This window comes from Bradyrhizobium sp. MI1.3, from assembly GCF_055811695.1.
This window is the reverse complement of record NZ_JBVVPQ010000116.1, coordinates 1-14,254: the sequence shown is the minus strand read 5'-3', so window position 1 is coordinate 14,254 and position 14,254 is coordinate 1. Positions and strand designations below refer to the sequence as shown.

9 protein-coding genes and 4 pseudogenes are annotated in these 14,254 nt (G+C 58.4%); 8 read left to right on the top strand and 5 right to left on the bottom strand.

From position 1 onward, the window contains the following. Positions 1-371 (bottom strand): AAA family ATPase (locus tag AC0L3A_RS38310; protein WP_473256332.1); only part of this gene is annotated, 371 nt, incomplete at its 3' end. 423 nt (positions 372-794) lie between these two features. Between AC0L3A_RS38310 and AC0L3A_RS38305 the strand changes: the two are divergent. Further along, positions 795-1,682: pseudogene (locus tag AC0L3A_RS38305) on the top strand (IS91 family transposase); the annotation flags it as partial. Positions 1,683-2,296: 614 nt separating this feature from the next. Here AC0L3A_RS38305 and AC0L3A_RS38300 read toward each other — a convergent pair. Further along, positions 2,297-2,602 (bottom strand): hypothetical protein, encoded by a 306-nt coding sequence (locus tag AC0L3A_RS38300; protein ID WP_473256331.1) that lies wholly within the window; start codon positions 2,600-2,602, stop codon positions 2,297-2,299. A 434-nt stretch (positions 2,603-3,036) separates the two neighbouring features. Here AC0L3A_RS38300 and AC0L3A_RS38295 point away from each other — a divergent pair. The 3 genes and pseudogenes from AC0L3A_RS38295 to AC0L3A_RS38285 all read left to right on the top strand — a co-directional run. After that, a pseudogene (locus AC0L3A_RS38295) lies at positions 3,037-3,165 on the top strand (cold-shock protein); the annotation flags it as partial. 1,141 nt (positions 3,166-4,306) lie between these two features. Beyond that, positions 4,307-4,625: pseudogene (locus AC0L3A_RS38290) on the top strand (transposase); the annotation flags it as partial. A gap of 873 nt (positions 4,626-5,498) precedes the next feature. Next, positions 5,499-6,704: an MFS transporter gene (locus tag AC0L3A_RS38285; protein ID WP_473256330.1), complete on the top strand. Its 1,206-nt coding sequence runs from the start codon at positions 5,499-5,501 to the stop codon at positions 6,702-6,704. 436 nt (positions 6,705-7,140) lie between these two features. On the opposite strand, the gene AC0L3A_RS38280 is transcribed toward AC0L3A_RS38285, so the two are convergent. Next, a complete protein-coding gene (locus tag AC0L3A_RS38280) occupies positions 7,141-7,305 on the bottom strand; it encodes a hypothetical protein (protein WP_473256329.1) in 165 nt (54 codons plus the stop codon). 958 nt (positions 7,306-8,263) lie between these two features. Here AC0L3A_RS38280 and AC0L3A_RS38275 point away from each other — a divergent pair. From AC0L3A_RS38275 to AC0L3A_RS38265, 3 genes are all read left to right on the top strand, one after another. Then, positions 8,264-8,785, top strand: a complete 522-nt coding sequence (locus AC0L3A_RS38275) for a LysR family transcriptional regulator (protein WP_473256328.1) — start codon at positions 8,264-8,266, stop codon at positions 8,783-8,785. Next, the gene (locus AC0L3A_RS38270) at positions 8,686-9,306 is read left to right on the top strand and encodes a LysR substrate-binding domain-containing protein (RefSeq protein ID WP_473256327.1); all 621 of its coding nucleotides are present in this window, start codon (positions 8,686-8,688) and stop codon (positions 9,304-9,306) included. The genes AC0L3A_RS38275 and AC0L3A_RS38270 overlap by 100 nt, the downstream gene beginning before the upstream one ends. 110 nt (positions 9,307-9,416) lie before the next feature. Further along, positions 9,417-10,817 (top strand): aspartate ammonia-lyase, encoded by a 1,401-nt coding sequence (locus AC0L3A_RS38265; RefSeq protein WP_473256326.1) that lies wholly within the window; start codon positions 9,417-9,419, stop codon positions 10,815-10,817. Positions 10,818-11,656: 839 nt separating this feature from the next. Here AC0L3A_RS38265 and AC0L3A_RS38260 read toward each other — a convergent pair. Continuing rightward, on the bottom strand, positions 11,657-11,926 hold the full coding sequence (locus AC0L3A_RS38260; RefSeq protein WP_438743030.1) for a hypothetical protein: 270 nt from the start codon (positions 11,924-11,926) through the stop codon (positions 11,657-11,659). Between AC0L3A_RS38260 and AC0L3A_RS38255 the strand changes: the two are divergent. Continuing rightward, positions 11,891-12,294: pseudogene (locus AC0L3A_RS38255) on the top strand (transposase); the annotation flags it as partial. The gene AC0L3A_RS38260 and the pseudogene AC0L3A_RS38255 sit on opposite strands and share 36 nt — an antisense overlap. An 86-nt stretch (positions 12,295-12,380) precedes the next feature. On the opposite strand, the gene AC0L3A_RS38250 reads toward AC0L3A_RS38255, so the two are convergent. Continuing rightward, on the bottom strand, positions 12,381-13,799 hold the full coding sequence (locus AC0L3A_RS38250) for an MATE family efflux transporter (protein ID WP_473256325.1): 1,419 nt from the start codon (positions 13,797-13,799) through the stop codon (positions 12,381-12,383). Positions 13,800-14,254: the final 455 nt, after the last annotated feature.

Genomic DNA, 14,254 nt, shown 5'->3' with positions numbered 1-14,254 from the left:
GCGTCAACCACCTCATTGAAGAACAGAAGATTATGCGTGAAGATGATGACTTGGCGTCCCGCGGCCGCTTCTTTCACAAGTCTCGCGGCCACCCGCCTGATGCGAACGTGATCGAGAGACGATACCGGATCGTCGATGATCATACCTTGGCGCGATGTGTCTCCGCCGACCTCTGCCAGAAAACAGGCTAGTGCAAGCGCGCGCTGCTCACCTTCGCTCAGAACCTTGCTGTTCGGGGTGGCTTTGGCCGCGTCGAGCCCAACCTCGAAATAGCTTTGCCCATCCTGGCTTCGATCATTGACGGCAAACGGAATGTGCGTCAGCGCCAAAGCCTCAATCTCGGCAACAATGCGTTTCTCGAGATTCTCCATGACGAGGCTGCGTCGCAGCGATGTCATCTGCCGGGAGACTGAACCAGTCTCGACGACATCGCAGCATGTGAGAAGCTTGCGGCGCTCTTCCAAATCCGTCAGACGCGCTAGAACCACGGCGAGATCGTCAGAAAATTTCTTGCGATCCTTGAGCGCGTCGCGTCGCGCCCGATCCACAGCGCGATTGCCATCGTTGGCCGCGGCCTTGTCATCTGCCAGCGCCTCAGCCTCCAGCGTTTCCACCTCCGTCTGAATATTCGTCGCGATAGAGGCGGTAAGCGAATGGAGCGCGGCAAAGTCGGCCATCGCTGCAACATCGACAATCGCATCTCGCCTCTTGCCGGCAGCCGCGAAATAAGCCGCAATGAGTGGTACCATCTCCCTGCGCTTGGCCGCCAGATCGCCAAATTCGCCTAGCGCGGCGTCGCCGCGATTGCTTTCCAAAACAAGGCGGTCGTCTATGCCATCCTGTTTAGGGCCGCCGCCGAGGCGATGACCGCCGCTTGCTGCCAATCCGCGCCGGCTCGGCGCGGAGATCGGCGGCGTCGCGGTCCTGCACACCTGGGGACAATCGCTAACGCATCATCCCCACGTTCACTGTGTCGTGCCGGGCGGCGGCCCGTCACCTGATGGAACACGCTGGATCGCCAGCCGACCGAACTTCTTCCTGGCCGTCAAACCGCTGTCCCGGCTCTTTCGCTGTCTTTTTCTCAAACGCCTGATCGGGGCCTTCCACGCCGGCGCCTTGCGCTTCTTCGGCGATCTTGCTTCTCTTGCCGAACTCGACACTTTCGCTGGTCGCATCAAAGCCATGCAGCGCGTCAACTGGGTTGCTTACGCCAAGCGGCCCTTCGGCGGACCCGCACAGGTGCTGGCCTATCTCGGCCGCTACACCCATCGCGTCGCGGTTCGCCAACAGCCGGCTCGTCGCACCCGACAACGATCATGTTGCCTTCACATGGAAGGATTACCGCCGGGACGGCGCGACAAAGATCATGAAGCTCAAGCCCGACGAGTTCATTCGCCGCTTCCTGCTTCATGCGCTGCCCGACGGTTTCCATCGCATCCGCCACTTCGGCTTCATGGCCAACCAATCGCGCTGCCAAGCTCGCCCTTTGCCGCGAACTTCTCGATCATGAGACAGCCCCACACGACAGCCAGCCGCCGCCTGTGGATTCGGAAGCTCAAACCTGGGCCGAAGTTCCTGCCTGTCCGGATTGTGGTGGCGTCATGCGCATCATTGAGCGCTTTCGACACAGCTTCAGACGCTCCATCCCTCGAACATCACCGTTCCGATGCGACACATCGTGAGCCAAGTCATGCCGTGCACGACGATCATCATTCGTCATTTCGCTCCCAGCGTCTCGATCATCGCGGACGATGTCGACTCCGTGCTTTCACACTGCGCGACAACAACCGTCCGATGCAGCAAAATGCCTATCGCGATCTCCAGTGAAGCGCGTCTGATCTCAATTCTTCCCCGATGCGCACATCTCGTGTCTCTGCCTCACGCGCCGAGCCAGCAGATCGGGCCTTCCGATCTCGAACGTGCTGCATGCTCTGGTCCTCGTCTTCGGCCAGAACGAACTTCAAACTGGATTAAGCCCGAGGGGCAGGGTCAACACCCACGCCTTCTCGGCGGTGCGAAATCCATGCACCAGATTCGTGTGGGCGTCGGCGGCGCCACTACAACGATCGCGTGGTTGCCCCCCAGCGCATCCAGTACGAGGGCAACCTATGGCGTGAGGACACCACGCGGCAATCCTCAGCGGGCGGCAATCCTCAGATGGGCTGTGACGGGCGTCTCTTGGAGACTCGTACGACTCTCACGGCTACTCGCCGTTCCCAGCCGGTGGTCGGCCGCAGTCGATTCTTCTGGCGCGATTTGGCGGATTGTTAGCAAAGTTGCGCGACTCTCCGACCGCCTACATCTGTTCGTCGGAGCCGTGGCCTCTCGCGAGATCCCGTGTCCGTTGCATCGTGCGGGAAAAATATTCGTCGCGCTCGCGGCGCACGCGCTCTTGATGCGCTCTGAAATTCGCAACTCGTTTGCTGATGTGCTCTCGCTCGGAGGTGTCCCAGCTCAACCGCGGGGGAGAATCGGGTGGGGAAGCTTTTGCGATTGGCGCGATGGGTGCTATCAGCTTTGGAATAGGCGCTACGCTCCGTGCGCGTTCTAGGAGTGCCGCGGATTGTTGAACCAGCGCCTCCAGTTCCTTCTTCCAGTTCATCTTCCATGTTCTCCGAACAGTCATGGGAGCATGCTAATTTGGTGCGGTACGCTCGTCCAGCTACCCCTTTTGGTAGTTGCGAGGCCGCTGCTTGTCCGCAAAATAGTGGCCGATGAGCCATTTGGGCCGATGAAATTCGCGGCTTCCCTGCTAGGAGAACCCACCCACGTGACCTTCGTCGCCCAAGTGACGCAACAGGATGGAAGATCAGAACGATGCGACCTGGGTCAAACCCGTCGGCTGTGCCTGGTCTCTGGCATGAAAGCATGATCGCCCAGGCTCGCCATACACGAACTCCTCAAGCGAACTACGCTGACGCCGAAGCAGCGGAGATTGTGCGTCAGTGCGCGAATCGTTGCCGCCCGAATGGTCCGACCAGAACTACTCTACAGTATTGCTCAAATGGGAGACGGGAGTGGCGAGCGGTGTTGTGAAATGCGACGAAGGGTTTCGGCTTTCATTCAGCCGGATGGGAGCGGCTGCGGGAAGGGCAGGCAGTCTCTTACGAGCTTAAAGTCGACCCGAGGCGTGGTAAAAGCAGTGCGGAAAATCTGCGTGTCTGATTTCATGTCGTAGGCGTCTGGCCTCAGCCCCCCGCCCAAGTCTGGCGCTTACCTCGGAACGACCCCAGCCGCTTTAAGCACTGGGGTCGTTTCATTTCTCGCCAATTTTCGACGTTTCGCGGGTCCGAATACAAGAGAACGTAGCTAGCGATGCTCGCTAGCGCATCGCCTCTTTGTCCCGTTTGGTAGACGGGTAACAGTCAGTCCGCCCGCTCGTCATAGCGCGATTTGAAGGCGCTCGCGAGCGGCTTATTGGTCGGAAGGTCATCCTCGCCGATCATCCTGGACTGGAGGTGGTGGCGCCGGCGCTGATCAAACCCGATACCGTGCTGCGGCGCGAGTTCAACAGTGTGGACCAACGAAGGGATGGGAAGCGAAGCAAGGACTCTCGAGTCGAGAGGGCTACGATATCAGGCTATTGCTGCGCGTCTCCCTTCGCCGGACGTTGGATCCGGTCAAGGTCGCCAGCCTCGAGGGCTCACAACCAGGCAATTCGTAGATTCTGGGCAGGCTCGTCAACGCACTCCATCAGGAGTCTTCGGGGATCTCGGGGAGCACGACGCCGCACCTGCGGCCGCGTTTGTGCATGCGCTCGCCGCGCTCTTCTCAGCCACACGCCTGGCGCGTACGCTGAAGCTGCAACCGCGTAGTCGCCCTTCAAGTGCTGGATGATCCTCGCCGAGAAATGATAGCTCGTCACGCAGCGGCGATGATCGTTTACCTCACATCAATAATTGTCGGGGCAGGGCTGGATTGAATTTACCTTAATTGGGCGGGGCCAACTTTGGTTGAGTGCTCGTCCGGTCGCCACGCCATTATGGGATCGCTCTCCGACCTAGAGCCTCTCGTCCTGGAGGTTGGCAATCCTCTTGGCGCAGCGAACCGGCTAGAACTGAAAATCAAATTTTGAGATGCACGAAGGCAATGCCGAACTCACCTATCGGAATTCCTAGGGGATTTTTTCTGAGCCGGGACATTTCAGGCGTCCACCACCGATCCGTGCCTCGCACGGACCAACATACGGCCCGTTGGCATCGCGCGTTGAAGCCCATTTGAGGATTCAAAGCCGGAGCGGCTGCTAGCATCAATGCTAAAGCTCGATCCGTCCTCCTAATTTAACCAGCGCATGCGACGGCACCTTGAAACATCGCGCTTCCGATCGGTATCAAGCGTCGGCGCCTATCTGGGTCTTACGCCTCGACGCAACCCCTCTGGCGAAACCGGGCAAGAAATCAGGATGGGGCGACCGTCTTCTCCCAACCTACCTGTACGAGGCGGCGATCGTCCTGCTTCATCGAACGAAGAAATGGTCCTCTCTTAAGGCTTGGGGCATGAAGCTCGCTAAGCGGATTGGCATTCGAAAGGCAAAGGTCGCCATCGCGCCCAAACTCGCCATCCTTCTTCACTGTATCTGGGTCTACGGCACATCGTTCGACTGGGGCCAGGGGAAGGAAGCCTGATCCGATCTTGTAGAGTTCCTGGTCCGGTCTGCCGGACTGGCGATGTCCCGCTGGGACGGTGTTGTGGCGACCTCGTCAATCAGGTGGTGGCGGCTCGTCCGCACTCCGCTGCAAACGTTGAGGCGCCCGACCCCGACATCATCATGAGGCGCTGCGCGACCTCGGAAAGGACCATGATCCCAGCGAAGACCTCAACCAGCCCCGGCGATCCAATGCACGTATCAGCCGGCCCGCGCCGTCTCCGCAATCCGGACCAGCTCCGACGGCGCGAGCACTACCACCGTGCCGTGGGCGAGTTCAGAAATGTAAGTTTGACAACAAACCGCAATTAAAGGGCCGATTGACACCCAGCGCGCGCGTACGCAGGCGAGGCAATGGCGGCTCCCCGGAGATCATGATCCGCGAGCGCCCTGCTAAAGCTGCCGAAGCAGTGCCGGAACATCGTGAGTGAGACCTCCTCCTCGGTGTTGGCAGCTCGGCAATCTGCAGGCCGTCCGAGCGCACGAAAGGCATCACGATGCTATTGCACCGTTCGTTTGGCGGGGTTGGCGAAGCGCAGCGCCTGGTGGCGAGCGACGCAGCTCTTCGAGTAAGGTCAGGCCCTCTTTCACGATGCCGGCCGGAACGACAGTCCCACTCAGGACACCAGTCGAGGACACCGAGTGCCGTTTGTCGTGTGTCAACTATCAACTCTCGCGGTTGATGGAGAGAACGACCCATGCAACCGTAACGATCGGATACCACCGATTCATTAACATCCGGAGAGACGCCCATGCCATGCGGCGCCACGTCCATGGATGAAAAATGCGTACAAGCAGCGGCTGATCATCGACAAATCAAACGGGCGGATCCTTCGTACAATGATGTTTAATAATGACGAGTGACGGCACAGAATCTTCGCTCCGCATCTGGCTCGCCGTCATCGTGCTAGGCATCGCCTCGTTTCACATCGTCTTGGCAGAGATAGCACCTATCGGGCTGTTGTCTCAGATTGCACGCGACCTCGGACGAGATCAGGCAGCGGTCGGGCTCACGGTGGCCCTCTATGCCTGGATCGGTGCTGCCAGCGCTCTGTTGTCGCCCGTTCTGCTTCAGAAGTTTCCTCGCAAGCCGCTACTCATCGCCTTGACTCTTATCCTTTCCGCAACAACGTTTGCGGCGACGATGTCTCACACTTTCGAAGGGTTGTTGCTGGCACGCACGGTGGGCGCTGTCGTTCACGGTTTCTATTGGGCCATGGCGGCTGCGGTTGCGTCTAAGATTGCGCCGTCCCGCAGTATGGGTGTTGCGATGGCAATCGTATTCGGCGGGATCTCGATGGCGACCGTTGTTGGCGTGCCGCTCGCGAACTTCGTCGGTCAGGTGAGCGGATGGCGTGCAGCGTTCAGATTAATTGGTGCCATCGGACTGATCACCTCAGCCCTGATGGTGGCAGTTCTTCCTAAAATGCAGGCCGGGACGCCAGCGGGATGGAGAGAGCTTGGATCAGTCTGCCGCAGGCATGACCTGTTGGGGATCTATGCCGTAACGACATTCATGGCGGCGGCGCATTTCGGGGCGTACACATTTATAGAACCATTCCTCAGCGAGATTCCAAACGTTGCCCAAGTCATGATTGGCGCGCTGTTGTTCGGCTTTGGCGGAGCAGGATTCCTGGGGAACATCCTGGCGGGCGTCCTCATCGACCGCTTCATAAAACCCATCATCACTGCGGGGCTGCTTGCTCTGTGTCTGGCGCTCGTTGGCCTTGGATGGTTTGGTCCCCACTTGGGGACAGGCCGGGTCCTTGTCTTGCTGGTCATCTGGGGCGCTGCCGTCGCGGCGCTGTTCGCGGGACTCCAGACCTGGATCCTGCGCGCCGCCGGTTCGACAGTGATGACTGCTGCCGCGATGCACTCGGCGGTCATCAATTCGGCCATCGGCTTCGGAGCCGTCCTTGGCGCCCAGATGTTGACTGTAGCCGGCCCATCAGGAGTGATGCTGGCAGCTGGTCTGGTCGTCATCATCCCTCTGCTGATAGTTCTCCCGCAAGCAGCCCCAGAGGGTGATCTAAAAAAGGGGGCGTTGCTTGATGGATAACGCCGCAGCCGTGCGCACCGCGCGGATCGCCGCGTGCCCTACCACGAATGTCGCACGAAACCTTCCGCTGGTACGCGAGCGTTGACCAAAATGTTCGTGCAGCCAGGCGGACCGGTCAAAGGGGGTGAAACACCACGCCAGGCCTTGCCCGAGAACTCGTTGAGGAACTCGGCATCGAAGTTTCTCGCGATGTACGCGAACATCTCGAGCGATTGCGCCGTTGCGGCATTGCGAGGAGCATTCGGTCGAGCGGTCTACTGCACTGCGGGACACTTTTGCATTCTTTCCACACAACAATGTCTCTGTCCTGAGATTACCCCGCATTCTAGCATCATAATTGACGCTACCCGACAGACGGACAAGCTCGCCTTCTTCATCCCGTGAGCGTCTTCACGCTGGCGTGTGACGCGCTTCTCGATGATCGGTCCTATCGCGCTCAACCGAAGGCGCTCTTTGCTGGCTGTTCCGAGGCACTGCCGAGCAGCTGAGCCATCATCGCCTTCCTGCGCGAATGAGCAAGCTGACGATGTCTATTTGCGTGCTTTCCTGATTGAGCGCTCACCAGCATCACAATTGCATTCCAAGCATCGACTTCGATCAATTGCGTCCTTAGACCCACTGGGATCTCCAGGCCATGGTCTAGAACTCGGCTTACTGTCAATGAACTCGCATGATGGTGCCGAAGACGAGACGCAAGATCGGCGCGGCCTCTAGATCAAGTTTACGCGCTTGAACGCATTGTGGCAGGTCGCTTCACTCGTTTCGGGATGGTCGTCGCATTGGATCATCGGCCATTCGTCGGACGTGTCTGCGGATACCCATATCCGCGAACACCTACACATCGATGCCTGCGTCGGCCATAACCACAGGCTCAAGAGGGAGCTCATGCTCGGCGGCCATCGCGTCAACTTCTGACCTCGTGGACAAAGGCGGCGCACTCATCGTTGATAGAGAGAGGCGCGGCTACGTCCATGATACAATAGGTGCGTGCACGAAAACCGAGCTGTTCCAGAAGCTCCTAAAATCGGGCTGCAGGGCGGAGGACTCAAAACTGCGGACCGCGGAGCGGCTCGCTAGTTTGATGGCGGTCGTCTGCCCTCTCAGCTGGCGCGTCCTCTGGCTCATCATGCTCAATCGTACGGCCCGGACGCATCACCGAAGATCGCCTTCACGGACACCGAGATCGTATTCCTCGATGAACTCATCAAGGACGTCGGCATTCGACGAGGTCGCCTTGGAACCCCCGCATTCTACTTGACCGAACTTGCACAATTGGGTGGCGACCTGCCAGGGCCGCCGATCCGCCACCCGGAAATGTTGTCATCTGGCGCGGACTCTCCAGACACACCGGATCGAACTCTGCGCCGAAATTGGAGCGGTTGGAAATGTGGATAAATGAAGTGTCATCGAACATTTCCACCGCTGCGGCTTTGGAATCGGCTGTTTGCGCAGTAAGCGCGAGTTTCCGGTGCGCCAACCTGTCGAGTAGATTGACTCGCCGCAACTGAGAAAACGGACTAGTGGCACACCCGATAAAAATCCATTAGCGTAAGCTTCCTATGTTTAGTTTGGCTGATTTGCGTGTACTGGAAGTCGCGGCCGTCGTCATCGAAGAGGGCAGCATGAGCGCGGCCGGCCTCAGACTTGGCATCACTCAATCGGCCGTTTCACAAGCGATGAAGCGCGCGGAGGCGCATATTGGCGCGTCCCTCGTCCGTCGCGATCGTCGTCCCCTTGAGCCCACGGAGGCGGGGCAAGCTCTGCTCACCCACATGCGCGAGATAACCCTGCGCGTCGGACGAGCTGTCGAGGAAATGCGGGCCGCCGCAGCGCGTCCCGAACGCGAGGACCTTCGGCTCGGGATGATCGACACGTTCGCGTCCACAGTGGGACCACTGTTGGTCCGCAGCCTCATGGCGGGTTCAATCGCGCTTCGCGTGAGCGCGTATTCGGGGCTGGTACCCGCGCACGCCGAGGCATTGTGCGCAACGAGATCGATGCAGCTGTCACATCGGATCCAATGGAGGGCGTTGACGAAGTTACCCGCTTACCGCTATTGCGCGAGCCATTCCTCCTGGTAGCACCGATTGCCTGGGCGGATACTCTTCGCGATCGTCCACTGGACGACCTACTACTCGAGCACCGACTTATCCGCTACACCGCGCGTTCGCACATGGGAACGCAAATTGAACGTCATCTCCGGCGTCTAAGGATAGAGCATCCGCAGACGATGTCGTTCGACACGTCGGACTCGCTACTTTCGATGGTCGCCAATGGCATGGGCGTGGCGATTACAACACCCCTGTGCATATTGCAGGCTGCCGTCCATCGACCGGCGCTCGAAGTCATGCCATTGCCGGCGACCGGCCTCTCGCGCACGATCGCGTTGGTGACTAAGCAAGGCGGATTAGACACGTTGGCTGCGCGAATAGCGGATGATACTCGTGTGCTCCTGCGGAACTGGACCTTGCCCCAGATCGCGGCTCAAATTCCCTGGATGGCTCGTTCCGTCGGCAGCATCGTGTTGGATCCGCTCGCTCACGAGGACGCGCCTGCCGGTGCGTTGCGGGTGGCCCACCCGGACTCTCGACGGACAATATAACCCTAATTAATCATACTTATTAGCCTCCATAACATCTCCGATCTTAGCTTTAACTCTCGCCCGTCCTCGGAGAGAGTTGTTTGCGTAGCGTCCGAACCCCGGGATCAGAGATGTCAGCGACTCGCACCGAAATAGACAGTCTAGGAACGCGCGAGCTGCCGCTGCGCGCCCTGTACGGATTGGCCTCCCTGCGTGGGAGCGAGAATTTCGACATCTCACTCCAGAAGCTCGGTGATCAGCCGGCACTTCTTCGGGCACTAGCGCGCATCAAGCGCGCTGCCGCGGCGGCCAACCGTGAGCTCGGAGCCCTCGACGCCAAAGTAGCAGGAGCACTAATCGCGGCGGCGGACGAGGTCATTGCTGGTAAACACGATGGGCAGTTTATCATCGATTTGCTCGAAGGCTCCGGCGGCACATCAATCAACATGAACATGAACGAGGTTCTGGCGAACCGGGCCCTGCAAATTGTCGGTGAAAAGCCCGGTCGGTACGACGTGATCCATCCAAATGATCACGTGAACCTATGCCAGTCGACGAACGATGTGCTGCCCTCGGCGCTCAAGTTGGCGGCGCACGAAAAGTCCGGCGATCTGGTGGGTGCGCTGGACCAGGTGGCGGCCGCTCTTTCGGAGCGGGCCATTGTATTCGCTGACGTATTGCGCGTCGGCCGCACATGCATGCAGGCCGCCCAGCCGATGACGCTCGGTCAGGCGTTCGGCGGTTACGCATCAGCGATCAAGCGGCTCTCCTTGAAGCTGTCCGTGGCGCGCCAGGAATTGATGGTGCTTCCCCTCGGAGGCACTGCGATTGGCACCGGGCTCGGAGCAGTGCCGGGCTATCGCCGTGCCGTTCATGGACATCTTGCGGCAATCTTGGGCCACGCGGTACGCCCAGGCGACGACATGTTCGATGCCATGCAGAACGCCGACGCCTTCGCACGCGTGTCGTCGGAAATCCGCATCGCAGCAGAGGTAATGGCGAAAATCGCCTCTGACCTGATCATCCTTTCCTCTGGGCCAAATACGGGGCTTGGCGAATTGCGGTTGCCCGCTCTCCAGCCCGGTTCTTCGATCATGCCAGGTAAACTCAATCCAGTCCTGCCGATGATGATCCAGCAAGTTGCGTTCGCTATCGTGGGCAACGACGCCGCAGTATCTCTCTCAGCGTTGAGCGGCCAACTCGAAATCAATCACTTCGAGCCAGTCATCGCCTCGCGCCTCTTCGATTCGATCGAGCTTTTGACGCGATCGGCCAGAATATTTGCCGACCAATGCATCTCGGGGATCCGGGCAGACCGGGAACGGTCGCTCAGCAACTTGATGCAATCTTCGGCTCTTGCGACCGTGTTCGTACCGCGCCTTGGTTATGAACAGGTATCGACACTTGTGCTTACAGCCGCTGAGCAAATGCGGCCCTTCATCGAAATCGCGATCGACCGCGGACTTCTGAACCGTAGCGCGGTTTTGCAGATGCTGCACGAGAGCACCCGTTATCCCGAGAATGCCGCATGAGCCGCGATTCTGCACTTGCCCTTGTACGCGAAGGGCTCACGAGCATGCCGCGAGTCGATGCACAACGCCAGAGGATCAACCTACGAAGGTCATGCCACAGCCAACTCGCCATCGCCCTGTCTCCAACCCGATGCGGCGGATGAGACGATGCGCCACGATCGAGAGGCCGCTTGTCCATAGGTCAGTGCTCCGGCCTCTCTTCAAGTCGTGCTTATACGGACGCGCCCGGCCGTAGTGCCAGGGGCAGTGATCGGCAAAGTCAGCAAACACGTAAGACATCGTCGATAACGTATTCTAACCATTCGCGTGGGGCCGTCCTGGCCTCCGCCAATCTTCACATCCTGTTCGGCCGGTAGCCCGATCAAGATGTGCAAGTTCTCCGATAGCTGGTTACGGCCTGATTCACCTGATGATACATTCACGAGGCGTGATCGAGTCCCGCAGGTGAACACTGGCCCAACATTTTTTCGTTCGTTCGCTGCCGTATTCAAGACGGCACTGAGGCACGGAAAACCCATCCGATGCCGAGAGGCAGCTGCGCGCGTCAGAATCTCATCCGTCGTATCGACTGGGCCCAGCTGAAGTTTCCCCACTCCTAGACGTTGTTTATGTCGTATGCGACATTCGGTTTGAGTATAAGGTAAGGTCAATCAAGATGCTCTGGCTGTAGGCCTTGTCGATGACCGTGCCAGTGTTTACCTGGTTTGTAGCAAAAGTTAGCATCACCTCTTGTATTGGCGCCATTGCATTTAGCTGCTTGCCATAGAGTAGCAAAGCGCAAAGGGGGTTCGCATTTCCATTCACCAATTCGGAAACACCGCATGTTACTGGTGTGATAGTCAGCTCTCGATTGAGATCACCCCCGCTTCACGGCCGACCACATTGCCACTGCCTTGGGGCGCTTCGACTTCCAGCCTTTCGCCGATATCAATGCCGTAAGAGCTGACGCCCTTAATTTGGCCGTTAGGGCGCGCAATCGGGCCGCCAAGCAGTTTGGAGTGGCGATCAGCACGGCGATCGGCTGGATGAAGCGGGTCGATGAGACCGGCAGCGTTGCTCGGGGCCAGATGGGTTGGAAAGCCATTACCTTTCTGGCGGCCCTGCGCCATGACCGGATCGATGCGCCATGGTTCATCGAGGGACCAATCATGGCGTGAGCTTCCGGATCTATGTGGAGAAGGTTCTCCTGCCGACCCTTCGGCCCGGCGACATCGTCGTCCCGGACAATCTCGGCAGCCACAAAAGCAAAGCCGTGCGCCAGCTCATCGGCTTCGCCGGAGCAAAGCTCTTCTTCCTGCCAAAATACTCACCCGACCTGAACCCCATCGAACGAGTCTTTGCCAAACTCAAGCATCTGCTCCGCAAGGCAGCCGCACGAACCGTCGATGCGGTCTGCGCCGCCATCGGCGAACTCCTTTATGCATTTACAGTCGAAGAATGCGCCAACTACCTCAAAAACTCAGGCTATCGAAGCTAGTCCCATCACGCTTTAACGGCGAGCCTCCCAGGAGGCTAGCGCCCAATGATCTGTGCCTCGATCATATCCGTTCTCAGCTCAACCCGCTATCCCGATCGCTCTTCAGGACCGTGGCGGAGCGCTCGTCTGAGCTCGCCGAACTGGTTGAACATGACGATGAGAGCGATTATTCCGGCGCCAAGCTCTGCGAGCGCTTGACTGGCTAACAGTCCGTTAAAGCCCGCTACCAGCGGGAATAACAGTACGGCCGGTATGAAGAGATACCCCTGCCTGGCCAAGGACACAATTGCACTGAGGCGCGCTCTCCCAAATGACTGAAGCATTGCCGTCACGAAACTCTGCACCCCAAACAGTCCAAAGAAGAGATGGAACACGATGCAGGTCGAGACGGCAATTTCGGTGACGTACTCGTTATCGCTAAATAGGCTCACTAAAGGCCTTGCAAAAATCACAACGGCCGCAGAATACAGCACCGAGAATGCGATCGTCACGAAGAGCATGAACTTCGCAGCCCTCAATATACGAGCATAGTCGCGTGCGCCCCAACCGAAACCCAGGATAGCTTGAGCGCCAATACAGAACCCGGTGATAGGCAGTGCGCCGACCATCAAGATACGCACAGCTATTCCAACCGCGGCGATGGAATCGTCGCCGAACGGCGCAGCAGCTCCGTACAAGAGCATAACCGCAAGAGCAGATAAGATACTCGTCATTGTCGCCGGCGCGCCTACCAACGCGAGCTGTCTGATGCGGTCTGCTCGCAATGATATGTGAGATATCCTGACGAGAACCGTCCCGCCAAGCTTCGTAAAATACGCGATATACAGTCCGACAGCAGAGATCTGAGACACCAGCGTTGCGAGGGCTGCGCCTCGCACGCCAAGGTCAAGTGAAAATATGAAGACGGGATCAAGCACAGCGTTCAGGATAAACGCGGTCATCATCACCCACATGCTAAATCGTGTATAGCCTTCGGCTCTTACAATGAACCCGCTGACGGTATTTAGTAGCATCGGGGTGCACCCCAACAAAACCGTTCCCGCGTAGTCGAGCGCCACGGGCATGATGGTTGGGGTTGCTCCGAGCGTTGCAAATATCCCTGGCAGATTTGGAAGCAGAGTGAGGGTGACTATGATACCGATCGGAGCGGCGAGCGCGAGTGCCGTGCTTGCGCCTCGACTCGCTTCTAGGTACTCACGAGCGCCCAGATGACGAGATATGAACGACGCTGCTCCAACACCGATCCCCTGTCCGGCTGCGGCGAGCAGGACCACGATCGGCAAGGTCATGCTAACAGCTGCGATCGCCTGCGCGCCTAGGGCGCCAACAAAGATCGCGTTGACGACCTGCTGCAGCGCATGGATCGATAATCCAACAACAGACGGAATGGCGAGCCGCAGGATAAGACTCAAGAGATTCTGGTCCGATAGATCGACGTGCTGTTTTTTCTTTGGCATCACATTACGCTTGCTGTCGAGGGCGAATTCTGTATTCGGTCCATTCACGGACGAGTGAATTTTTCCAAATTCGACGATGGCGTACTCAGCGCAATCCTCTCTGGATCTGCTCTGGCACGCCGTGATCGCCTGGATAGGTTGACGTTTTCAAAGCTGATTTTTGCCTGGGCATACGCCTCCCGTCAGTTGTAGCGAATACTGACTGAGGTGTTCGAGGGTAGCCCCCAGGTTCTGCTAGTCATATTGTGCCGTTCCGCCCTTTGGTTGAGCATCGTGCCGGTTGCGTTCACTTCTCGGGATGATGATCGGCGGGGAAACGCGGCCAGACCCTAGAGCCTCAAGTTGGTTTTGGCATCTACCGGATCTTGTAGTAGACGCTCCATCATCTGCATGGCACAAGCAATGAACGTGCTCAGAACCACTGTGGTGGTTCGATGATGTCCTGCAATCTTTACACGATATCGGGTTCCTCAGCGCGATCGAGACGAACGGCAGGCTGCCGG

What these genes read in the sequence shown, in the direction of transcription:
- AC0L3A_RS38300 (WP_473256331.1), bottom strand. Translation starts at nt 2,602, where the DNA reads ATGAACTGGAAGAAGGAACTGGAGGCGCTGGTTCAACAATCCGCGGCA.
- AC0L3A_RS38285 (WP_473256330.1), top strand. Translation starts at nt 5,499, where the DNA reads ATGACGAGTGACGGCACAGAATCTTCGCTCCGCATCTGGCTCGCCGTC.
- AC0L3A_RS38275 (WP_473256328.1), top strand. Translation starts at nt 8,264, where the DNA reads ATGTTTAGTTTGGCTGATTTGCGTGTACTGGAAGTCGCGGCCGTCGTC.
- AC0L3A_RS38265 (WP_473256326.1), top strand. Translation starts at nt 9,417, where the DNA reads ATGTCAGCGACTCGCACCGAAATAGACAGTCTAGGAACGCGCGAGCTG.
- AC0L3A_RS38260 (WP_438743030.1), bottom strand. Translation starts at nt 11,926, where the DNA reads ATGGCGCAGGGCCGCCAGAAAGGTAATGGCTTTCCAACCCATCTGGCC.